Raw genomic sequence first — 26127 nt, forward strand, 5'->3', positions numbered from 1 at the left:
CTCATCGCACTCCAAACAGACTGGACAGGCGCGACAGCAAACCCTTGCGGTTGCTCCATTCGGCGAGACCATTGAGGTCGTCCGAAGTTGCGTCGCCATCGTCCTGATCCGCGTCGGGCGCTGCATCGTGCGGACGGTCCTGCTGCCGACCTTGTGCGGCAACAAAGGTTCCGCTGGCCTCGTCAAACACCCAGTTGAGCGGGCCGCTTGGCTGCAGGCCGGAAGGAGCCCCGGTCAGCACGATATCGTCGGTCTTGGCACTTGCATCGGCGTCAGACCTGGAATGCGCCGCCGCCGCACTGCGGGAAGGTCTTGCGCTCGGTATCGTCGAGACCTCACCAACCGCTTCGGCCGGCGCGATACCAGCGCTCTGGAGTAATCCATGCTCCTGCGCGCCGACAAAGACGCCCAGGCCATCATGGAAGAGCTGCGTGTCAGTCAGCTGACCGGCAGATCCGGCCTCCGGCAGTCGGCGCTCGCCGGCGGCCAACTCAGCCGACATCACGCCCGCCTCGCCCTCATCGTGATCCAAGCCCGCCTGATGACCGATTTCGTGGATCAGCACCGACAGAAGGTCCATCCGTCCATCGGCGGCGCCGCCCGGCAACGCCGTCAGGTGCCCGGAGGCATCGAGCTGGAATTCGCTGCTGTCGAGAGGCGACAGGTCGACGAACCAGCCCTGTCCGGCCGCGTTGCGGTCGATCAGCACCGCGCCGAACACCGATTGTGCCAGCGCCGAGCCAGGCAGATCGGTGATCTGGACATCCAGGTTCGACAGCTTGGCAAGTTGTGCCGCGTCGAGTTGGCCGCTGCCCGACCAGATCGCCACCGCCTGCGCCAGCATCGTCTTGGCCTGATCGATGCCGACCGCCGTTGCCGTGTCCGCGGCCTGGCCGAGCGAAGCGAGCGCCAGCTGATTGGAGCTGGTGCTGAACGCCGACGCGTTGGTGCGAATCTGCAGCCGGTCGAAAGACGCCCCTGCATTGCCTGTCACCAGACCGAACTCGCCATCGGCAACGGCTGCATTGAAGCCATAACTGCCGACGAATGCGCCGTTGACGGCGATCGAAAGGGCAGCACCCCGTATGGTCAACTGGACGTCATAGTCCGTCGTTGAACTCAGCGTGCGCGCGAAGCTCTGATCGATCACCGTGCCGCCCTTCGACGTCACGTGTCCGACCAAAATCTTCTGGCCGACCACATCCAGGGTGACGAACTTGTAGTTGTTGGCGCCGTAGTAGTCGAAGACGATGCCACCGGTTCCGGCGGTCTTCAACCTCGCCGTCAGTTCCAGATAGGCGTCCGCCCCGATCGCCGGGCCGACATCCAGCAGATTGGTGCCGGCGCCGGCTGCCGCATTGAGCCTGCCGCCCGAGAGCGTCCAGCCTTGAGCCGCGGTCTTCGACATCGGATAGGTCGGCGGCCCGTTGAACTCGGCTGCGTAATCGAGCGTGATCTGCGGCGGCAAGACCTGGACACGGAAGTTGTCCACCGTACCCTTCGAGCCGCTGTTGCCGGCACCGACGAGGCCCTTGTTCAGCGCCACCGGCTGGCCATCGACGATGCGCGGCGCGAAGGTGTAGCTGAACCAATTCACGCCGGCCACGGTCAAACTCACGTTCGTGCCGTTGACTGCGAGCAGGACATCGTAAGCCTGGTTCGCTTTGAGTTGCACCGGCTTGTTGGACTTGACCAACTGATGCCAGCCGCTGGCGTCGCGATAACCCATCTCGATCTGATCGTTCGAGATGTTGATGCCGGCATATTTGAAATCCGTCGGCGAATAATAGTCGAAGATGATGTAGGAGTTGGCCTTCCAGCCGCCGGTCGGCTTGTCGGCCGTCAAGGTCGCCGCGATCTCGTAGTAGATCGGCGTATAGGCGTCGAGATAGAGAACCGCGGCTGCCTGATCCCAGGTGCTTGCCGACTGAACGGTGAGCTTGCCGCTGGTGACGGCGAAATTGCCCTCGTCGACTGCCACGACCTTAGCATTGCCATCGTTGAAGTCAGCCGTGCGCAGCACGTCTCGCTTGCCGCCCGGGATGTTGCCGGCCTGGGGATCCGTTGGACCGCCGGTCTGATCCTGCCAGAAGCCATGATCCTTCTGGGTGATCAGGCCGATTTCACCTTCCACGCCGCCCATGAACATATGGACGTGGCTGTACTTGTCGTCTCCGTTGATACTGCCAGTGTCAGCGGTGCGGGTGATGTCGACGCCGTCGCTGAATGCCTGCGCATAGAGGAAGTCGAACAGTTGCGGCGGCACCTGGCGGCTTACCGTCGCGATACCGAACGGTGCGAACGGCACCAGGTAGCTGTTGTACTCCCCGACCCAATCGATCAGGCGATCGCCACCGGTGTTGCCGATCAGGATGTCGAGCCCGGCCCCACCGAAAACGCGGTCCTCGTACATTGGGTGCGTCTCCGGCTGGTCGTTCAGCCAGTTGTTGGTCGAGAGTACATCGTCGGCGTTCATGAGGTCGTTGCCCCAGCCGCCATAGATATGGTCGCGGCCGGTGCCACCAACGATCCAGTCATTGCCCAGGTCACCGAAGACCGCATCGTTGCCATCGGTATTGCGTTGCGCAAACGCCGTCGGTGTGCCGTTCGGCGCAAAAGCTATCGCACCGTTGACCAGCGGCCCTTCATTATCGACGAGGTTGAGGAAATACTGGCGCGTGGTAGGTGCCGGGCCGGCCTTCCATACCGAACCATCGGCGTTGAACATGATTGTCCGGCGCGGATCGTACTCGTCATAGAGGAAGAACTCGCCGAGCCGGCTCTGCACAGGCTTCGGTGCGTTCCACGGATCGCTGTCGGGACCGAACCGCAGCACGTCGCCAGGGTTCCATGGCCGCGAGAAGTCGGTGCGCACGATGCCGACGACATTGCCCGCCGCATCGAAGCGCTGCGTGTAGGAATCTGGCAGAGCTTCGCCGCCGCCGACCGCATCGTCGCCGGAACCGCCATGGATGAAGTCGTCACCCAGGCCGCCGAAAATGATGTCGTCGACGACATTGGCGTCGAACAGCGGATTGTCGCCGCCCTGCGCGTTCGGCGTCAGATTGTAAGGGGTCAGGTCGACCGCCTTCTTCATCTTGCCGCCGACATTGATCGTCTCCGTCTGCACCTGTCCGGGCGTGTAGATGAACTCGTTGAGCACATCGCCCTGGCTGGTGCGCGTATCCGGATCGGTCGCCAGCAATGGCAGCACGCCGAACAGGCTTTCGCCGTAGGTCGCGCTGTTGCGGCTGGTGAAGATGCGACCGTCGTCACCCAGGATGCCGTCCTCACCGGTACCACCTGAGATCCAGTCATTGCCCCAGCCGCCGATCAGATCGTCGTTCTCGGCATCGCCGAAGATCCGGTCATGGCCGCCGCCGCCATAGGCGGTGTCGTCCCCGGTCTCGCCATGGAACTCGTCATGGCCACCGATGTCCTGCTTGGCCCATAGGCCGAACTCGTTGCGATAGGCAGGATTGTTCGGGTTGGTTTTGGAGAACAGGTCTGGACGGAAGTCCGGGCCGCCCGGCGTGTAGTCGAGCAGATGGATGCCACGCACGACGAGGCGTTCGCCACCGGCACGCGCCGGGTCGTTCACGTCGTAATTGTACTGGACATAAAGCTGCTGCCCAACCGTGCCGTTCGGATTGATGTCGGTGTGATTGACGCCGACGATCCGCACGATGTTGCCGTTGTCACCGATCATGGAGTCGGCATCGCGAGCAAAGCGCGAATTGGCGAGCGTGCCGTCATTTGGCAAATTGTCGTCATTGCGGTCGATCTCGATGCCGGCGCCGCCGAAAATGTAATCGTCTCCGTCAGGCCGCGTATTCGGATCCGTGAGGCTGAAGAAGGACGAGGAACCGCCGATCAGATCATCCTGGCCGAGGCCGCCGAATATCTGGTCGTCGCCGCCACCGCCTTCGATATAATCTTGGCCGTCTGTCGCCGCCGCGAAGGAGGCGATCACCGTGAGCGGACCGATCGGATCGGTGACGCCGCCGGATGTGCGCGATGCGCCGACATGCGAGGTGCCGGCAAAGGCAAGCTCGATGCCGCCATCGCCCTGCACGACGTCATGGCCGAGCTGACCGAACAGTTCGTCATGGCCTTCGCTGCCGGCGATGTAGTCGTTGCCGAAGCTGCCGACGCCGGCCGTACCCTCGTCGAAGGCGAAAGTGTGCAGCGCCGCGTAATCGACCGAGTACTCGCTCCACCACGGAGCACCGTCCGGATCGCGATACCGCCGCGCGATGCCGTCGGCCAGCAGCAGGCCGCTGTTGTCGGCATTGACCATGCCGAGGCCGGCCGGCATCGGCCGGTCTGTACGGCTGTACATCAACGTTCCGGCCAGCGTCTGGAAGCGCAGGCTGAACGTGTCATCAAGCAGATTGCCGTCAGCGCCGCCCTGGCGCGACAGGTAGACGTTGTCGCCAAAGACGCGGTCGTCCTGCTGGTCGCCATCGAGCAGATCATGCCCGGCGCCGCCGACGATGACGTCGCGGTCGAGGCCGCCGAACACAACGTCGTCGCCGCCATTCTGCAGTTCGGCCGATTTGATGCCGGTGACCAACACCAGCTCGGTCGTCTGGATGCGCTGCTTCAAGGTCGACGGCAGATTCGGATCGTCGACGAACATTTCTATCACACCATGATCGGCGAAGATGATGTCGTCGAAGTCGCCGAGCACGCCGGCAGCCGCGACCGAACTCGGCCCATAGCCGAGATGTGAGGCGCCATCGCCGAAGATCACGTCGTCGCCTGCATTCATCAGGTCACGAACCGACGACTTGACCGGCTTGATCGTCGTGCCGTTGGTGTCGGCATTCGGATTGGCCGAAGGCAACGGACTGTTGTCGACCGTGTCGATGAACAGCTGGCGCGTGAAGATGTTCACGTTGACGCCGCTATCGCCATAGATGTGATCCACGCCGCGATTGCCGATGATCAGGTCATCGCCGGAACCGCCGGCGAGGTGATCGCCAGCCTGGCTGCCGTAGATCGTATCGTTGCCCGCACCGCCATAGATCGTCAGGCCGACGCTCGGCAGGTTTGCCGACGGCGTGCCGGCGAACAAGGCGCTGGCGTCGATGATGTCGTTGCCGGCGAGCTTGTAGGGATTGGCGAGCGGGAACACCCACTCGTCATCCTCGTTCTCGCCGTCCTGCAGTTGCGGGAACGGATCGAACGGCTTCTCGCCGAATTCCATACCCAAGACATTGTGCGCCTGGCCGGAATACCAGATTCCGTCCTGGCTGGTGTCGCCATAGATGACCAGTGGCGAGTTCGGCCCGGCGCCGCCGGTGACGATAATATGGTCGCCACCGACACGCGTGCCACCGTCCAGCGTTATGTCGACACCGGAGACGGTCATCGCAACACCGGCTTTCGGCGTCAGCGCAACACTCTGCAGCGTTATCACGCTCGCAGTGAGCGCCTGGATGGTGAACGTGCCGGCAAATCCGCTCAGTCGCACTTTCTGGCCCACATAGAAGCCATCCGCCAGCCAGCTGCCGGCACTGCGTGTCAGGCTGTTGGTGGCGATGTTGACGGTCGCCGTGCCGGTGATGGCGCGCGGCTCCGCGACGTGCAGTGAACGCTCGGCATAGCTGTTGAACGCGTTGGGCGCGAGCACCGTGCCGGCTGGCTGGCCGGTGCGTGTGTTCGGTGCGCTGAGCACCAGCCTGCTGCCGTCACCCCATGTCAGCGCGGAGTTGCTCGGCGCCGGTAGCGTTGCATCGGAGATCGCCAGAATGGTGCGCGTATAGGTTTCGCCCGCAAGCTGGATCACCTGGCCAACCTGATAGCGGTCCTCCGACCAGTCGCGGCCGTCCTGACGGGTGACGATGATCTGTCCACCGGTTCCGGCGGCGATGTTCATCGGGCCGGTGCCTTCCAGATACATGTTGCCGCCGCCATGAACGAGCGTCAGCCCGCCATGCTGGCCTTGCACGTAGAAGCTCTTCACCGCGCCGTTTTGCGTCGCGAGCGGCGCGCCTTCGAGCGTAAGCGAGAAGCCGTCTTCCGATATCTCGATGATGCGGAAGTCACGCTTGCCGTTGGCATCGACCATCGTCACCAGATGTCCGGCGAGGTAGCCTTCAGCGGCCCATTTGACGTTGTCGTGGCGCGTGACGATGCCGCCGGTATAGGTCGGCTCGACATCGACTTCGGCCACCACGGTCTGCAGCACCGCATTGGTCACCGGGTTGATGCGATTGATGGTGCGCGGTGCTTCCGAGACCGGCGCGAGTTGTCCGCCTATGACGCGCATGACAGCGCCCGCGATCGCCACGATCTGATACTCGCCCTTCGCGAAGTCCTGGTTGATCGAGATGAAGTCTCCGACCGCAAAGCCGGCCCAGTTGCCGCCGTCGGTCCGCGTGATGATCCCGCCCGCTGTCGTCGTGGCCACATCCACCGGCTTGTTAAGCGTGATCACATCCTTGTCGAAGGCCGTGACGGTGTGCGCCCCATCCGCCACGCTGGCGAGGCTCGGTCCGCTCAGAACCAGGATCGAGTTGTCGTTGGGATCCGCGCCTTCGGCCGGATTGGCCGGATTGATCAGCGCGTCATTGATAGCGACGATCGTCCAGATGCCCGGCAGGTTATCGATCTTCACCGTCTGGCCGACGAGGAAGCCCATCGCTTTCCAATCGAACCCGGTGCGCACGATGGTGCCGCCATTGACGCCGGATGGCGTTATGTCGAACGTGCTCGTCACCTGCACCGGCGGTGCGGGATTGAGCGTGCCCGAGATGACGAGCTTGTCGTTACCTTCCCCGAGCATCAGGTTGACCACCTCGATGGTGCTCTTGGTGCTGTCGGTGCCGAAATCGCCGTTCTGATCGACGCTGATGCGTCCGAAGCTGATGCCACCCGGGAAGAAGCCGGATTCACCGAAAGTCGGATCGCCGGTCACACCGAGCCCCAGGCTTAGATTGTCGGCCATGTTGAAGCCGGTGAGCGTCGTCGCCGTCATCACGCCGCCGACATCTTCCTTGCTGGTGTCGTTGAAGATGTTCAGCACGTCGATCTGTTGCGATTCCGGCGGCTGCTGGCCGATCGCGATCAGGAAGTCGTCGGCTTCGCCAGGCAGCTTGAGGCCGTTCTCGAGTGAACGGTCGGCGCCGGTGACGCCGCCCTCGACAGCCAAGGGTCCGCGCAGCTTGGACAGGTAATGGCCGGAAACCGGGAAGACCTTGACGCCTTCGCGGGTGATCGGCACTTCATATTCGGTGTCGGCGCGCAGCTCGACCGTCTGCTGCTGGTAATAGTTGGCCGGCGTGAACACGGCCACGGCCGCAGTGCGAACCACGCGCACATCGTTCAGCGTGTTGCCGAGATGCGGCAGGATCTGCGCGACATTGGTGCCGGTGATCTGGATCGTGGTGTCCTTGGTGTCGTTGTCACCGCGGATGATCGCGATCTTGAAGTCGCCGATCAAATTGTCGGCCGTATCGAACAGGCGGATCCACTGCCCTTCGAAGAAACCGAATGACAGCCAGCCATCATCCTTTTCGCCTAGTCCGGCGATGGTGATCCGGTAGGTCGGGAGACCTTCCTCCATGACCATCTCAAAGCGGATGTTGCCGGTGGACTCACCGTCCCGCGCCAGATCGGACAGGATGACGTCGTCCTTCGCGCCTGTCGCTGCCAACAGCCTGTCGACCTTGAAGAACTTTCCATCCGCATCGATCGAGGTGATGAAATAGTCGCCGCTGCCGGCGCCGGCATTGCCGATGCGTATCTGCTGGCCGACGAAGAAGCCTTCATCGACGAAGCTGCCGAGATCGGCACCGGTGCCACGCGTGATCTTGCCCAAGCCACCTTCGTTGGAGAAGACAAGATTGCCGTCGAATATCTGCGTAGGCCTGAGGCCGCCAATGATGCCGTATCCGGAGCCGGGCGTGACCGCGACGCCATTGACACTAACGACATCCGCCAGACCGTCCGTCAGGACCGCGACGCTGACGTTGGTCGACGGCGCCTTGGTCAGCCGGATCGTATAGTCGTCGGTGTCCGATCCATCGCCGTTGAGCAGCGTATTGCCTTCACTCTCCAGCACAACCGCGCCGGCGCTGTCATTGTCGATCACGTCGATGTCGACATAGCCCGGGCCTGAGCGCAGGTTCGGGAACACGTAGTTGTGGTTGGCGTCGACTGTCAGCGCCTGGTCGAGCTGGAAGAAGATCGCCGCTGTGTGCGGGTCCTCACGCGGAATGTCGTCGCGCGCTTCGATGCCGACGCGCACCGCATCGTCCCAGTTGCCGCTGTCGAAAGTGATGCGCCAGTAGCCGTCGGCACCCTTGAACATGCGATTGTCGAGACCGTTCGGATCGTCGACATCGTAGATCATGATGTTTTCGTCGCTGAACTCGTTGACGTACAGCTTGACGACGATCGTGTCGCCCGCGTCGGGCGCCTTGGCGAGTTGCACCAGGAGTTCGTCATTCAGTTTGGTCGTGGCATTGCCTTCGATGACCAGCGAGCGGCCATCCTCGGTGTTCGTGCCGGGCGTCACTTCGGTGACATAGATTCCGGGCGTGTCGTTGTCACGCAGGTCGACCTCGACGTTGCGTACGTCCGCCGCGTCGAAGGGATCGCCGTTCGGATAGGCCGCGGCCAGCAGTGCCGGCGCGACACCGCTGGTGTCGGAGATGACGCTGTGCTGTACGACGACCACCCGGTCGCCCTCGGCGCGCAAATCGTCGGGCGCATAAAGGTACACGTTCTGGGCCGTGTTCCAGTTGGTGCTGTCGAAGGCCAGCACGATCGAGCGATCGTTGATGATCGTCGCAACGCCGTTGATGGTGATGACATGCTGGAATTCGCCGTCGGTTCCGACGAGGCCGGGATCCAGCTTCGAAAGCCAGATCGTGTCACCGATGCCATTCGGCAACGGTGCCGGATTGATCAGCGTGCCGTCTTCTTCCTGTTGCGGCGAACGTGCCGCCGAGATCGTCACATAGACGATCTGGCCGGCCAGCGGCGCCACCGCCAGCCTGACGGTGTAGCTGTCGACATTGCGCGGTCCGCCTTCCCGAACAGCGGTGAAGCCATCCGTTTCGTCGATGCGGACGATGCCCTCCTGCGGACCCGCCACGTGATAGTCGAAGCCGTCGACCAGCACGCCATCGTATAGTGGATCGCCCGAGGTGACGAGGTGGTCAACAGCGCCGGAGGCGCCTTCGAGTTCGCGCGTGATGATGTCTTCCGTGACATCGCCCGTGACATTGATCGTATCGGAACCCAGACCGCCGACAACGCGATAGGCTACGCCGAAAGCCGTCGATTGAACGAAGAATTCGTCATCGCCTTCAAGTCCGTCGACCTCGACCACTTCGATCGTGGTGTAGCGAACATTGACGCCGGCGCCGAAGATGCCCTTTTCGGTGATGGCGAAATCGTCGGCGAATTCCGTGCCGAGGATAACCAGCTTGTCGAAGCCGGTGCCGCCGTCGACCGAGACCGGCGCGTTGACGTTGTATTGCACTTCGTCCTCGCCGCCGCCGGCGCGGATGTCCGGGGCGCGCGCGACAGAGAAGCCGAGCCCGATGATCGGCTTGGCAACGCCAAAATCGTCGAGCACGATGACGTCGTCGGTATAGTCGTGAGGCGTCGAGTCAGCGTCGGCGAAGTTGATCACGCCATCGCCGTTGGTGTCGAGCGTAACCGCCGGCAGGTCGTCCTGGTCGATCGTGCCGTCACCGTTCCAGTCCTGATTGGCGACCGCCGCGATGGCGAACGCGCGGACGATGAACAGGTCGTTGTTGTCGTCGCCTTCGAGCCGCAGCTCGGCCTGGTTGGCATAGACCCGGAATTCGTCGTTGCCGGTGCCGCCCTGCGCCACCATCGGCGCACTGATGCCGGGGCTCAGCCAGCCGCGTGTGGTGGCCACCATGTCGGGGAACACGTCCTGGTCGAGCAAGCCGCCGCCGAAGAACGGCGTGACGCCGTTTTCCGCATCGCCGGTGCGCTTGGTGCCGAATATCTGGCCGATGTTGAAGGAATCGTCGCCGGCGCCGCCCTGCAGCGAAACAATCGCCGTGGTGTCGTCGGAGTAGAAATTGTCGTTGCCGCCCTGCCCCTCGATGGTGATCCGGCCATTCAGCGCGGTGTCGTAATTGATGCGCGCGACCTCGTTCGAGGGCTCGTTGTCCTCGATCGTGTCGGCATAGGTCTTTGGCTGTCCGTAGACCATGGCGACGTAGGCCGGACGGTCGGCGGCTTCGTGCGGCAGATAGTTGGCGCCGCGCAGCAGGAAGATGTCGTCGATCGGCTTGTTGCCGCCGACCAGACCGTTCTGCGACGAATCGTAGCCGAAGATGGTCAGTTCATCGACACCGTCGATGGAGCGCCCACTGTCCAGGATGTTGATGACGTAATTGCGCTGGAAGTCGGTGCCTGCGGTGCCCTGCCCCGGATTGTTGGAGCCAAGCGTGTAGATCTCATAGAGATCGGAGCCCGACACGCCGTCAAGCGTGAGCGTATGCTCGGCCGCCGTCTGCATGTTCGGAGAGGTTTGCGTCGCGGTATCCTGGAGATAGTAGACGCGGAAACGGTCTTCGCCATCGACGTTGTTCACATTGAGGTTCTGACTGCCATAGGCGCGCGTCTTCGAGCCGAGGAAGACATAGCCGGCGCTGCCCTGCGTGTTGGTGCCGCCGGCACCCGAGGTGTCGCCGAAGTTGATCGTGTCGACATCCGTGTTGCCGAAGATTCGGGTCAGCACGGTCGGTCCGGTGACCGAGTTCGCCGTCAATGTCGGCGTTGCCGAGCCAACCGGCGCGCCGATCGTCTTGTTGCCAGGCACCACGGTTGCGTTGGCGATGATGCGGCCACGCAGCACCATCACGGTGCCGAAGGCGACATCCAGATTGACGAGCGCATGGATGACGTCGTTGGTCGCCGACACGTCGCCATAGATGTCGATGCTCTTGGCCGCCAGCGTCTCGCTGTTGGAATCGAGCGTCACGTTATCGCCGACGCGCAGCAGCACGGAACCCTTTTCGGCGAAGATCTGGCCGTGTGCGATCGCACGCGGCGCATCGGGCTGGAAGGTCGGGAAGGTCGCGCCATCTTCGGCAAAGCGGGCGCTGCCACTGTGCAGCAGGTCGAGGTTCTCGCCCTGAACCGAGGTCTCGCGCACAGTGATGCGGATATCGCCATCGTAGGCGTGAGCCAACACCAGCCGCAGATTGCCGGCGGTGCCGCCGGGAGCCTCCGGCGCTTCGGTTAGGTAAATGTGGGTGCCGGCTTCAAGTGCGACGTCGTCATCGCTGGAACCGCGTGATGAATCGATCTCGAGGTCGTTGGCAAAAGCGCCGATGGAGCCATTGCCATTGGCGTCCAGGTCGATGGTCTGACCCATCACGTTGGCAAAGTCGTCGCCCGCGCCGTTGTTGCGTGAATCCAGGATCGAGCCTGCGACGGTCCTTAGCGACACATCGCGGATCGTGTGCACGGTGTGAACATGCATGTCACCGACGACTTCGTCGAGGAAGATGCCTAACGTCGAATCCGCGCTGGTATCGAAGGCGCGCAGCACACCGAGTCCGCCGACGCCATTGCGGTTGTCAACGTTGATCTCGAGGAAATTGCTCGGTTCACCAATGCCGCCCAAGGGGGAATTGATGTCAAGCAGTGTGGGGCTGAGCACCTGGGCGGCCACTTGGAAATGGGTCGGATTAAACAGCCCCACGCCAGAGGCCATGGTGATGTTGCGACCGGAGACATCGGCCTCGACCAAGGCGGGGTTGCCGTTGTCATCGCGCGCATCGAGGATGCGCCGCGGCGAATACAAAAGCACATCCGAGGCATTGGAGCGAATGCGCTCGATGCGCATGTCACCGGTCTTTTCCGTCAGCGCGATATAGCCATTGGTCAGCACGTCGATGTCGCCATTGCCGGCGATCTCGGTGATGCCAAGTACGTTGACGGTGGTCGCCGTGGGCGCCGGATTGGCTGCCGCGACGATGATGTCACCGCCCGCAACGACCGAGCCTGCCTGCACCCCGGCCAGCGTGCGCAGGCCGGTTACCGGGTCGAGGCCTCGGAAATCATAGGTCGACGCAATCTCCGTGTTGCCGGTGGCGAAGACGCCGCGGCTCAGCGACGGAATTGCGCCTGCATCCGGCCGGAAGAAATTGTAGTAGGTCTGTCCGCCGGCGGGCAACGCCGGCGCCTTGACCAGCAGGCCGCCTGACAGACCGTCGCCGAACTGTTCAAGGCTGGCTTGCAGCAGCACATCCGCCGTATTGCCGGCGTTGATCCGGTCGATCTCGACGATGTAGAAGCCGCCGGCCGGCGCCTCGCGCAACAGCGCCTTGAGGTCGAGGCTGATGTTGCCGAGCGCGTCGGCGGTGAAGGTTTCAGCCGAAATCAGGCTGTGCAGATCGGTCAGCGCGCCTGCCGGCGCCAGATCGATGGCCGTACCGGCCAGAGCGTTTGCCAGCGTGGTCGCCAACTTGACGCTCTGCCCATCGGGCGAAGCGATGACGTAGTAGTAGCCGCCGTCGACGAGCCCGCCGATGGTCGTGGTCACGGCATCGTAGCGCACCAGCTGGCCGGTGTAGAAACGGTTCTCGACTCCAAGGAATATCTGGTTAGTCAAGCCAGCGACACGGCCGGTGTCGAAGCCTATGCCGAGCGGCAGGCCGGAGCTGTCGACGATGTCGATATTCACCCGTGCACCGGTCGCGCCGATGTTTTCGTCGGCGCGAATGTTCAGGATGTGCGTACGGATCAGCGACTGGCGGCCATCACTGCCCGGGACACCGCGATCGTTGGTGGCGAACACCGATCCGTCAGTATTGACGATCGACGTCGTGCCGATCGGGTTGTCGATCGTGCCGTTGATGTAGATGTCTGAATGGCCACCGGTGTCGGTGATTTCAATCAGCGTCGGCGCGACTTCGCGCACCACGTTGAAGGTCAGTGTCACACTCTGCGACGGATTGAGCCATGCCAGTGGCTGCTCGTCGGTGACGACATCGATATTGTTGATAATGATGTCCTTGTCGGACTCGTTGCGGATCGACACGCGCTGCAACGTATCACGGAACGTCCAGGTACCGCCGGCGCCGATCATCGAGTTCGAGTCGAACACGACGTCGCCGGGACCCGGATTAACGATGTTGTTGACGACAATGTCGTCGCTCTGGATCGTGTTGCCTTGGCCTTCGGTCGCACTGCCGCCGCCCGCGGTGTCGTTGACCGACACTTCGACCGCGACATCGATCTGGCCGTCGAGGCCGATGTTCAGTTGCTTGACGACCAGTTCGGGTGAACGGCCGGAAAGGATCAGCACGTCGGAGCTGAAATTGATCGATTGCGGTCTGTCATCCGGGCTGCTGCCGCTCGATCCGCCGGCGGCGAGCGAGCGCTTGCTGTCATCGGCGTCATCTGTCTGCGAGATCGAGCCGTTCACGGTCGAGGCAAACAAGGCCAGGTGCTCGGCCGAGCTTCCAGGTTCCTGCGGATAATCCGGATGTCCAAGCACGGCATCGCCGTTGTCGCGCGGACCGGCTGTCACCAATGCGCCTGCCGCACCGAAAATCTCGGACGAGACGTCGGTGTCGTTATGCGCGTCGGAATCGACGAAGCCGAACAGGCCGGTCGACCGGGCATAGGATTTCGCATGCGTGTTGACATTGTCGTAGCGGGTGATCAGGTCGACGCCTTCCCAACCCGTCAGGTCGGCGCCCACATTGATCCGCACCTGCGCATCCGGCCGTGCCACGATCGTGCTTTCGGCCTCGCCTTCGCCATAGAATCCGGCGCCGCGCCCGTCGCTGCCGGAGAAGACATGGAAGTTGTCGACCCGTGCCGCAAGGGAGGTGCGCCGCGCGCTGAGCACGGCATTGGCCGCCAGCGAGACGATCGCGTCGGCCTGATCGGCGTCCGGATCGGCGTCCGGGGAGCCAATGTTGACATGCGTGACGGCGTCGCCGTCACCGCCGAAGCCGACGCCGGAGGCGGTCGATTTCGCCGTCACATCGACGGATGCATTCGCCGTAGCCTTGGCCAACTGACCGGCAAGAACGATGGCGTTCGAGCCGATTGTCGAAACCGTATTGTATTCGATGCGGACCTCGGTGCTCGGGTCGGCCAGGCCGACCGCACCGCCAGCGCTCGCCTGCGAGGAGGCGCTGGCAATGGCATTGCTTGCCGAGGCAAGCGTGAAGTTCTTGCCCGCCACGATGCGCGTGCCATCACTGATCGTCGCCGTGCTCGTGATGTCCTGGAAGCTACTCGCGTCGGCATCACCGACGGCGACGAAGCCGCCCGTGCCGTTGACCGCGTAGCTGGACGTATTGGTCGTCGCCGACGCGCTGACAGTCACGTCGCCCACCGTCGTGATCTGCGTCGCGGAGATCGTCGCCGAGACATTCGGACTGCTGAAAACGTCGGCATCATTGCCGTTGACTCCAACGAACCCGCCGCCGGACCCCTTCGAGTAAGCTGACGATACGCCGTCGCCCGATTGCGGTGCGATTTCGCTGAGCGGAACTTCGCCCGGACCGAACAGGAACTGGCCCGGCGCCGCCGATGTGGCGCTGTCATTGATGTCGATGCGCAGTTGCTGCTCGCTGTCGCCGGCTGCCGAGATGTCGACCGCAAGCGCAGTAAGGCTGTGATTGCCGTGGGGCCCGCCAATTGCCGTCGGCGTCAGAATGATCTGACTGCCGCCGCTCGGCGCATTCCACAGTTCGAACGTGTTGTCGCCGACGCCGCTGACGCCGCGCACATAGTAGGTCTTGCCGTCTTCGAGCCCGCCGATCGGCAGATTCTTGGCATTGACCAGCGAATGCGTATCGCTGGAGCCGACATTGAGCGCCGGATTGGCGCTGAGACCCTTGTTCGGGTTCAGCGCGATGATCGGCTGATCGAAGTCCCTCGTCAGCGTACCTGCTGTGACGATGTTCTTCTCAAGAAGGGTCAGCGTATCACCGGATACGCCGACGATCGTGTACGTGCCGGAATTGACGAGGCCGCCGCTGATGAACAACGTGCCGTTTCCAAAGCCGTTGTCGGCCCAGTTGAGGCCGTCAGTTCGCTTGATCTGGTCGCCAGCGGCATTGCGAATGAACTGCACCTGTTCGGTGATAGCGTCGTTACGCTTGAGCTGGATCGTCGAGGAGTTGACGACATGCACGCGATAGGTCTGGCCGTCGACCAGGCCGCCGATCGCCAGACCGGTTCCTCCGCTCGCATTCTTGACGTCGTAGACAACGTGCTCGCCCTCGGCGAAACCGTGCGCCAGCGCATTTCCGTTATCGTCGAAGAAACGGATGTTGTCGGCGTTGGCATCGGCGATCGGCGATCCGTCGGGATTGAGGCTGCTCGAATTGACGTCGACCTGACGACTGACGAAGGTGCGCGCGTCCGGTGCCTCGTAGGTCACCGCCGTGCCGTTGACGAAGCCATGCCCGGCGATGGTTATGCTGTTGCCCGAGACATCGTCCGGCTGGAAATTCTTGAGGTAATTCTGCGGGTTGACCGCCTTGTCGAAGCTGTTCACCAGCTTGATGTGTGACCCGTCGATAACCAGCACATAATAGAGGTTGCCCTCGGTCAGCCCAAAGCTGTCGACTGTCTCGTCCGGTCCCGGATAGTAGCGGACGGCATCGCCGCTCAGGAAATTATGGCCACCCGCGAACTCGATGATCTCGGTGTTTGGATCGATGTCGGCGGCGTTAAAGACGGAGCCGAAATAGAGCGTGTTGGGATCTGTCACGCCTGCATTGACGACATTGATCACGCTGTACTGACGGTTCACCGCCGGATCGGCCGGATCCGGCCACTTGAGGCCGGGAATAACGGCACCGCCGCTTCCGGCATCATATTCGACCGTATCGCCGGTCACCAGTCCATGCCCGTTCACGGTGATCGTGTTGGCGGTGCCGTCGACATCGACGATTTCGTAGGTCGGTTGCTCGCCGGGGATCGGCGAGGCGGAGGCTTCGACTAGGATATCGCCGGTCGCGTTGATCACCACGCCGGCGCCGATTGAACTCGCGACCGTCGGGTTAACATGGGTTTCCGAATCGGCGTCCCCAACCGCGGCTATGCCGCCTATTGTGGACCCGACTACTTTCGAGTCGCCTTCCGTCTGGGCCTGGGCCTTGAGCCGCACATTGCGTGCCGATTGGATCGACGTGTTGTTGCCGATCGAGGCGCTTACCGAAGACGGGCTCGCGGTCGCGGTCGCGCGATTGACGGTGATCCCTGCCAGAAGGCCTCCGCCGGCTGTTTCGGCTACGGCAAGCGCACCATTTACGGCAAGCGCTTCGATCATGATGTCGGTAACCGAGACGATGTTGGCGTTCATCGCGGCGTTGCTCTGGCCATTGGCCTCGGCTTCAGCCAACGAAGCACCGACCGCAGCCGCCCCGAACGAATTGGCCTCGGCATTGGCGACGGCATAGTTGCGAATGCGCGACTTGATGTTGATGTCACCGGTGATGGTGAATGCGCCGCCGGCGCCGATCGTGGTGTTGGCAACCGCATTGGACCTCGCGGTCGGCACCGAGCCCTGGCCGCTGAACAAGCCACCGCCGGAGGCCTCCGCAAAGGCCTTCGCCCCGCGGTCGGTCGCCGTCTCGCCATCGTAATTGTGCGACGACAGCATGACGATGCCGCCAGCGTGAATCGTCGAATTGCCCCCGACCAATGCGGCCACCGTCGGGACGACATTGACTGTCGCCAGGCTGGTGCCGGCCGCCAGTGCGCCGACCGAAAGTGCGAATATGTCGCCGGTCGCATCGTGCAGCGTCCACGCCTCGACCGTGAGGAGGCCCGTCGCGTTGATGTTGGCGCTGCTGCCAACCGATGCCTCTACATTCGGCTGAACATCGACGAAAGCGAAATTGAAGGTCAGCGCGCCGAGCCCGGCAGCCAGCGCGAAGGTGTCGGAATCCACGTTGATCGTCGAGTCCGCATGGACCGTGATGGCCCCGACAGCGTCGATCTGCCCAATCTGACTGCCCGCGCCGATCGTAGCCAGGACTTCCTTGGTGTTGTCGTCGTCATCGCCGATGGTGACGTCGCTGTAGGACGCACCGACGGCCACCGCGCCGGCTTGTATGCCGGTCGTCAGCACGTCAAACGTCTGGTTGCTGCTCGCCGAGACCGTAAGGCTGGCCGCGCCGTTAACCACTGCGTTGTCGAGCAAGCCGGCCTGAACGCGGCTGGTATCGTTGACTACCGCGACCGATGCACCGAGGCCGACGAAACCGGCCTGCAAGGCGACGGTCGTGACATCGATATTCTGGCCGAAATGGCTTTCAACGCGGATGGCATTGCCAGCCTTGAGGTTTCCGCCGGCCTTCGCTCTCACCTGGCCCGAGACATTGACGACGGAAATCGATGCGCCCAGGCCGACAAGACCGGCGCCCAGGCTGCCGACCAGGATGTTGGCTTTCATCTGTTCACGCGCGTTCACGACGATGTCGTGACCAGCCTCGACCGTCGCACCGCCTTCGACGGAGGCGGTGGTGCCGCGCTCGTCGGTGACGGCGGCGGTCAGCTTGTTGGTCAGGGCGCCTGAGGTCAGTGCGTTGGCGCCGACCTTGTCGCGGGCGCCTTCAACACCGGCCTTGACCCGTGAGTCGGCCGTGTTGCTGTTGGCGCCGCTGCCGAAGCGGCCCAATTCCCCAGTGATGCCTGCGACGCCACCGTCGGCCTGTTCGCCGGCCTCGTCATTGGCGGTCTTGGAGCTTCCGTCGTCCTTCGTCGCGTTGCCGCTGCCACCCTGGTTGTCCTCGTAGGAGTCGGTGAACGCCTCGCCGATCGACCAGACCGATATGGACGCGCCGAGCCCGGCGACGCCGACGCCGCCGCTGAAGGCGAACCCACGCAGAACCTTGATTGCGACCGCATTGACCGAGACGTCACCGCGCGCCCGCACCATGGCGTTGGCGTTGATCGCGGCAACCGTATCGTTCTTGATGCTGCCGAAGTCGATGCCGCCGGCCAGACCGACGAAACCGGCGCCGAGAGCGCCCGCGAAGGACGTGACCCGGACCTCGTTGGCCGCGTTGACATAGACGCCTTGTGCACCCGACACCGTGCCTGGGTGGGCGAGGTAATCTGCAGCGCCCTGATTGATGTCGGCGCCGACGCCGATCAGCGCCTTGGTGTCGGAATTGAGCAGCGTCACGGTGACGGAGCCGGCCAGACCGACGTAAAGGCCGGCGGCACCGGCGACTGTAACGTTGGTGACCTCTTCCGAGGATTCCGCCTGAACGATGACGCCATGCGCCTCGGCCGTGCCGAAGCCGCTCGGATTGCTGCCGCCGACGATCGTGCCGGTCAGCACGCCGCCGATGCCGGTGCCGTTGCCGGACGCGTCGATACTGGCATTGTCGCCGATCGTCGCTTCGGTGAGCTTGTCGACATTGACGACCGCGACCGATCCGGCGGCACCGCCGCCCGACAGGCCGATGGCGACCGCACCGGCGACCACCACCACCTCGGAATCGTCCTTGGCCATGACGGCGACGTCGCCGCCGGCGACAATCGCCGCGTTGGCGCCGACGCGGGCATAGGTCTCGGTGTCGAACGACAGCACCGAGACACCGCCCGCCAGGCTGACCGTGCCGCTGAAGGCAAGGCCGGCGGAGACGACGATGACTTTTTCCTTGGACGTGGCGATCACCGCAACGTCATTGTTCGCCTTCACGTCCGCGCCGTCATTGATCGTCGCGAACGTGTCAACCTTGATCACCGACACGTCGACGCCGGGCGCGCCCGCGCCCGCGCCGCCGAAGGCCGCACCGGCCCCGACACCGACATGGCTGAAGTCGCTCGCCGCCGCAACCAGGACGGATTGTCCCGCATCTCCGGCGCCGGCCATGTCCTGGTTGATCTGCGCATCAGCTCCGATGAACGCCTTCGTCTTGGTATCGACGACGTTGACCGCAGCACCGACAGCCACGCCGACCGAACCGCCGCCGCCGACGGAAATTGCAAAAGTCTCGACATCATCCTTCGCCGAGGCCGAGACAGCCACGCCACGGAAACCGGTGTCGACCGACGCGGTCGCAACCCGGTTCTGGGTCAAGCCCGGATCCTGCTGGACGTCGTCGCCACCCTCCTGGTCGAGGTTCTTGAACTGGGTGAGGCCCGACGGCGTACCAGCCTCCAGGCTGCTGGCGGTCGGCTTGTTGCCGCCCTGCGGGTCGAAGCTCGACATAGCCTGGCTGCCCGCATAGTCGACGGTGTAGCGGCCGGTTCTCGCCGCGACAGTGCCGTGGCCCTCGCCGGTGACGCGTGCGCCTGCGCCGATGAAGGCATCAGTCACCTTGTCGACAACAGCAACGCCGGCCGCGACGCCGACACCGGCGCTGCCGCCGATCGCCACGCCGCCAACGATCAGGTCCATCTCGGTCTCGTCGATTGCCTGGACGAGTACGCTGCCGCGTGCCCGCACATCCGTCAGGCCGACGATCGGCGCCAGCGGATCCGATCCGATGAAGGCGCGGGTCTTCAGGTTCAGCACGAAGACATCGGCCGTCAGTGTGACGCCCGCGCCGCTGGACGCGCCCGCGGCCACGGAGAACGAACCTATGTCCTCGTTGCCGGTTGCCTCGACCGTCACATTGCCGTCGACGTCGATGTCGGCGCCCGCTTCGATCGATGCAGTCGTCGTCTTTGTAAGCGTCGACACATTGACGCCGGCGCCAACGCCAGCACTGCCGGCGGAAACCGCGAGCGAACCCGCGATTGTCAGGATATCGGTTTCGTCATTTGCAAAGACCGAGACGCCGGGATCGTTGGCGAGCGTCTGGCCGGAAACCTTGCTGTTTGCGCCGATGCGAGCCGTCGTTGTCTCGGTCAGCACTGTCACGACGACCGAACCGGCGACCGCCGCCTGCGCGGAAGCCGCGCCGGCGGCGGCGATGATCAGCACCCCATCGGTCGAATTCGCCGATACGGAGAGGCCGTTTGCGCCACCGGTGACCACGTCGGCGTCGCCATAGAGCTCCGCCTTCACATCGTCGAGATGGACAAACACCGTTCCGGAAATGCCGATGCCGGCGCTTTGGCCGAACGCCGCCGCGCCAGCAAGCAGGAACACGTCCGCGTCGCCGGTCGCCGTGACGGAGACATCTCCGCCGGCGCCCAGATGCGATTTGTTCAGCGTGCTGCCGGCCTCGACGAAGGCTTGGGTCGATGTGTCGAGGTAAAGCACGCCGACAGACGCAGCGACGCCGGCTGAGCCGCCGGCGCTGCCGCCGAACGTCGCCGCGATCGAAGTGATGTCGTCGAAGGAGTCGGCATTGATGACGATGTTGCCGGCAGTCGTATCCAGATCCGCCCCACCATCCATCCAGGCGCTCGTGTTGCGCGTGATCACCTGCACGTCCAGGCCGATGCCGACGCCGGCATTGCCGTTCAGCGTGAGGCCGATGCCACCCGCCCCGCTGACCACGGTCAGCAGGTCCGTTGCCTCGATCTTGATGCCGGTTCCGGCCTCGAGGTCGGAGTTGTCGTTCACCGAGGCGTGCGTCTCCATGAAGATCACGTTGACGCTGGACGAACCGCCGACGGCAAAGCCGCCGGACGCACCGGCGATGCCGGCCGCGAAGCTGGTGACGGCCAACGAGCCGATGACCGGCAGGTCTTCGGAGATCGGCAGCAGTTCGGCATGCGAGGTGACGTTGATCGCGCCCTGCGCTTCGGCGTCGAGATTGATGCCGGTCTGAGCCTTGGTGTTGAGATCGTTGACGATGTTGACGGTGACCGCGATGCCCACGCCGCCGCCGCCGCTGCCGGTGCTCAAAGCCGCACCGCCGGCCAGGTTCTGCATTTCATTGAGACTGACGGCGCCGATCTCGATATTGCCGGTGTTGGCGTCGAGATCGACATTGTCGCCGACCGATGCCAGCGTGTTGACATCGAGATAGTTGACGCCAACCGAGCCGCCGATCGCAGTGTTCTTCGACACCGCGCCGGAGAGGGCGCGCGCCTGGAACGTGTTTTTCTCTCCATTGCCGGTCGCGGCGCGGACCTCGATCGATCCGGCGGTCAGATCGGCGTTTGAACCGATCATCGCGTTGTTGTCCAGCAGCACGATGTTGAGGCCGATCGCGGCGGCAACGCCGGTGTTGGAACTGGTGTTCGTGGACGTCGCGGTGGCCAATGCCCGCGCGTCGGTCGTGCTGATCGCCTCGACCTTCATCGCGCCTGTACCGGCGATCGTCACATTGCTGGCGATCTGCGCCTGGTTGTCCGCGTCGAGGAAGTTGACGGCGATCGTCGCGGCCACATTGGTGCCACCGGAGCCGTTGCCGCCCTGCGTACCCTTGCCGGTCTGCCCACTGCTGTTGCCATCGGCCTGGCCAAGGCTGCTGCCGCCGCTCTGCGAGGGCGTCTTGGTGCCGCCGCTCTGGTTCTTGGCCATCTCGGTCTGGTTGGTCGTCTCCTGATCGGAGCTGGCACTGTCCGTTGTGCCATCGGACTTCTTGGTGGATTGGCCCTTCGAGCTCGCCTTGGACTCTGCCTTGGTGTCGAGTGTCGAGGTCGCGGTGATCGTCACCGTGCCAACGTTCTGGAAATTGCGGCCGAGGAAAGCGTCGTTGGTGACTTCGCCGATATTCAGTGCAATCGACGCGCCAACGCCAACGCTGCTGCCGGCGGCTTCGCCATCGGCAAGCGTGTGAACCGTACCGGTGTGCGAGGCTTGCGCGGCCAAATTGCCCGTCAGCGTGATCGTTGCGCCGCCGCCGGTGCCGATGTGCGCATCCGTATCGTTATCGAAATAGGCGACAGCGATCGCGCCGCCGATGCCGGTAGCGCCTTCGGCGCCAGCCTTGGCCGTCGTCGTCAGCGTATCATTGGATGTCGCGGTGACGGTGAAATTGCCTGTCGTCCCGCCAACCATCTCGCCGTTCTCGATGCCGGCAAACGTGGTGTTCAAGCCGATGCCGAGCGCGATCGACGCGCCGACGCCGACGCTGCCCGAGCCGCTTCCGGCCCCGGAGGAGGTCGCCGTCGTTGTGGTTACGGTCGTGTTGATCGCCGTGAGCAGAACATTGCCGCCGGTCAATGTAACCGTCGCGGCGCCGCTTGCTGGCTGATCGGCATGGTCGAGACCAATCACGCCAAGCGTGTCGGTATCGGCGAAGCTCAGCGCGAACGAACCGGCCACGCCAATATCGCCGCCGCTGGCACCGGAGGTCGACTCGGCGCCGAAACGATGCGTCACGTCACCGCCGACGTTCTTCATCTTGGCTTCGGCTTTCACCCCGTCGGCCGTAATGATGCTGCCAGCCCCAATCGACGCTTCGTTGCGCATCGTCGCGATATTGATCGCCACTGCGACACCGACAGCGGTGCCGCTGTCGCTCGTCTTTGCGGTGCCATCGGCTTTCGCCGTCGCATCCATATTGTTGGACGACTGCAAATTGAGTTCGCCGACGCCAGCGCCCTCACCGGCAACAACCGTGCGCCCGTCATTGATCGACGCCACCGCCAGTGACGACGAGACATTGAGGGCAAGCGCTGCCGCGACGCTGACATCGCCGCCGCCGCTCCCACCTGAACTGTTGGCCGACTTGCTGACGCTGTCGCCATCATTCGACTTGCTGTTGGCCAGACCGACTTCCTTGTCCCGTTGCTCGTCGGCCTTGGTGTTGCCGTCCTCGTCTTTCTCGGCGCCAGCGGCACTCGCAATCGACTCCGCCTTGCTGGAACCGTCATTGGCGGCCGACAGACTGATCGATCCGTTCGAACGAAGATTGCGGTTCGATGTCGAGAACGCACGGTTGTCCACGAAGGCAAGCGCGATCGCCGCGCCGATCGCCGTCGAGCCGATGGCATCGCCATCGGCCAGCGTCGTGCTCACGCCATGATTGCTGGCGCTGGCCGACAAATTGCCGGTGATGTCGAGTTCGCTGCCGGAACCGATGGACGATTCCGTATTGTTGTCGATGACGTCGATCGCCACCGCACCGCCGATGCCAACATCGCCGCCTTCCGCGCCCGCTTCCGCCGTGGTCGAAGCTGTATGGTCGCCGGTCGCAGTCATGGTGACAGCGTCGGCGGCAACGATGGTCGCGTTGTCGCGGATCGATGCCGAGGTGGAATTGTCGACGATGGTCAGGGCGACCGAACCACCGATGCCGAGTTCGCCTGCGGCGCCGCTCGCGTCGTCGGGAACCGCATCGGTCACGACGTTGGTGGTGGAATGGGCGGTGAGCGACAGATCCGCGCCATTCAGATTGATCGAGGCGTTTGCCGCGACGTCGGCGGAAGCCTCGGTGATGACGATATTGATGGCCAGCGAACCCGCGACCTGCGTCTTGGAGCCTTCGCCGGCGCCGGAGGTCGCCTGGGCGATGAAGCTGTCGCCGGCCGCAATCGTGGCGCTCAATGACACCGCACTCGCCGACAGCGACGAGGCGCCGCCGAGATAGCTGCGCGTCGTGACGTCGGCAATGCTCAGCGCCACTGCAACGCCGATGCCGGTTGCGCCATTGGAGGAGGAATTCGTGTTGGTGCCGTCCGCCGTCGCCGTCACCTTGTCCGTCGATTGCGCGGTCAGCGTGATCGTGCCACCGGATGTGAGGGTGGAGGCCTGAACGAAGGCTTCGGTGGTCGGCCGATAATCCGACACCGTCACCGCGCCAGCAAAGGTGATATCGCCGCTGCTGGTCGTCGCCTTGTCAGACGTGATGCCGTCCTTATTGGGGTCCTTCAGGCGCTGCTCGGATTCGTTGTCACCGCTTGCACTTTGGTCCGATCCGCCTGCCGTCGACTTGGCGATCGTCGTGATATTGCTGGTCAGCGTTGCGCCGAGCGCGATCGAATTGGGCGTATCGCCGGCATTCGCGCCAATCGTCGAACCGCCCGAGACATTGGCGCGGGTCGTCGCATTGACTTCTGAAACCGCAACGCTTGCGCCCTTGCCGCCGCTACCGCCATCGGCCTCGGTGGTCATCGTCAAATTGCTGGTCGCAGTCAGCGACACCGCGCCCGAGACGCTGAGCACGCTGCCCGCGAGCACTTCGGTGATCGCGTCGCTGATCAGAACGGTGACGGAAACCGCCGCATCCTTCTTTTCATCGTTGTCGGAACCGGCATCGGACTCGTCCTTCGCGGTCAGCGTGACGGTTACGGTGCTCGACGCCGACAGGCTGGCTGCGGTCACATTGGTGCTGCTGAACTTGACCCGCGCTTCGGGCATGATCGTTGCGATGACACCCGCGAGCGGCCCACCTTCGAAAGTCTCAGCCTCGACATTGGCGGTCGCGGTTGCGGTGAATTGAGCCGCGCCCGTCACGATGATCGTGGCGCCGCTCAGGTCGATGATTGCCTCCGGGGTCGCGAGATACGCGCCACCCGTGATTTTTCCATCGTCCGCCGCCGCTGCTGTCAGGGTCACCGAACTGGCATTTATGATGCTGGAAACGCTGATCTTCTCGGCATTGACGGTAACTGCGCCGGCAGTCAGCGTCCCGGAGATCGTCACCTCGTCCTTGCCGTCCTGGCCGTTAATGATGAGTGCGGTTGAACCGAGGTTCACCGCATTGTTGATGGTCAGGGTATCCTTTGAAAAAATAGGAAAGTCAGAATCATCGCCGAGATTGATGGTCAGGCTGGAACTGGGCTTGTTGAAAGTGATCGACTCGAATGAACCTAGGAGGCCTGACGACAGCGTCAGTGTCGCGCCATTGTCGATCAGAGTCGCTCCATCGTCGGCATTGCTGGTCGTGATGACACGGTCCGCAACGACACTGTTGTCGGTGATCGGTTCGAGCCCGTCATAGCGGAGCACGACACCGTCACGCGTGATCGTGCCCGACGTCGGCCCAGTGGCTACATACTTCACCGAGGCGAAGGTGCCGCCGTCGAGAACCATGCTGTCGAAGCCGGCATCGCCGCCGGCCATGACGCCACTCAATTTTCCAGCAGCACCAACAAAAAAGGTGTCCTCGTTGCCAGCGGAACCGATCAGGTTCTCGACCGTAACGAAGGACACCCCAGCAACATCACCCGAACCGTCGCCGGTGAGATGCCAGTCGGTGTCCTGCGGAGGCCCGACCACAGCGTCGCTGCCGGCGCCGCCACTCAACACAACCCTGCCAGCCAGAGCGGGGTCGATCTCGCGCAGCACAAAGCTGTCGTCGCCCGCGCCCGCGTCAACGGTCAACGAGACCGTCGGAGTTGTGAATTTGTAGGTGATCAGATTGTTAAATGCTCCAGCGTCAAGCACCGACAGACCGTCACTGGAATCATCTGAACTGCCGATGCGGATCACCCGCGCTTGCCCGGAAGTGTCGGCATAAATGCGCTGGCTGGCCGTCGTATTGTCCTCGACCGCGCCGACGTTTGCCAGGCCAATGCTATGGGTCAACGCCCCGGCTTGCGCGGCAATGCTGCCTGACAGGCCGGTGTCGGTCGCCAGCCGCACGGCGTCGAAGCTGCCGCCGGTCATGGCAAGCGTGTCGTTGCCGGCACCACCGTCGAAACGCACGTCGAGCGCCGCCAGGAAGTCTTCGCCGAAGTCTATGGTGAGCTTGTCGTCGGCAGCGGTGCCGTGCACCACGATATAGTCGATCTGTTGCGCGTTGCGCTGGTCGACCAGCGTACCCGTCTTGTTGTCATAGATCTGGATCGCCTGGATCAGATTGTCATAGCGCAGCGAATAGTCGGCGCCGGCCAAGTCGTTCATGTCGACCGCGAAAGGCAAGATGTCGGCCGACAGCAGATAACGCGGCTCAAGCGCTTCAAGCGCCAGGTTCGGCAGATCTGATGTCTTGCTGGGCCGTCGGGCTCGCCCCGGCGAGCGCCGCAGCAGCGAACTCGCCAACCACCGACCAAATACGCCAGGGATTGGCGTCTCTGCTTTGCTGGCTAATCTCTTCTGAAATGCCTCAAAAAAAGCCGACCTCGACAAAATGTTCATTTTGTCCCCCTGATATATCAGTTTAGGCTAATTTACCGAAATCAAACGTACATCCGAAAATTCTTGAGTGCAAGGCGATCACGAAACCGCGACGAGTCTATGTTTATGTAAAATTTGCGACAATATGAACCATACGCATATATCTCGACAGGACACAAGATTATCTATGTATATATTTCCGTCGCCATTAGCATAACTCTCAGTCA

The 26127-nt window shown here is 63.1% G+C and carries 1 protein-coding gene; it reads right to left on the reverse strand.

Annotated features, from left to right (window positions below):
- Position 1: 1 nt before the first annotated feature.
- Positions 2-25825 (reverse strand): LEPR-XLL domain-containing protein, encoded by a 25824-nt coding sequence (locus tag FJ950_RS16760; protein WP_181171266.1) that lies wholly within the window; start codon positions 25823-25825, stop codon positions 2-4.
- Positions 25826-26127 lie beyond the last annotated feature (302 nt).

The organism is Mesorhizobium sp. B2-3-14 (assembly GCF_006442175.1).
Classification (GTDB): Bacteria; Pseudomonadota; Alphaproteobacteria; order Rhizobiales; family Rhizobiaceae; genus Mesorhizobium; species Mesorhizobium australicum.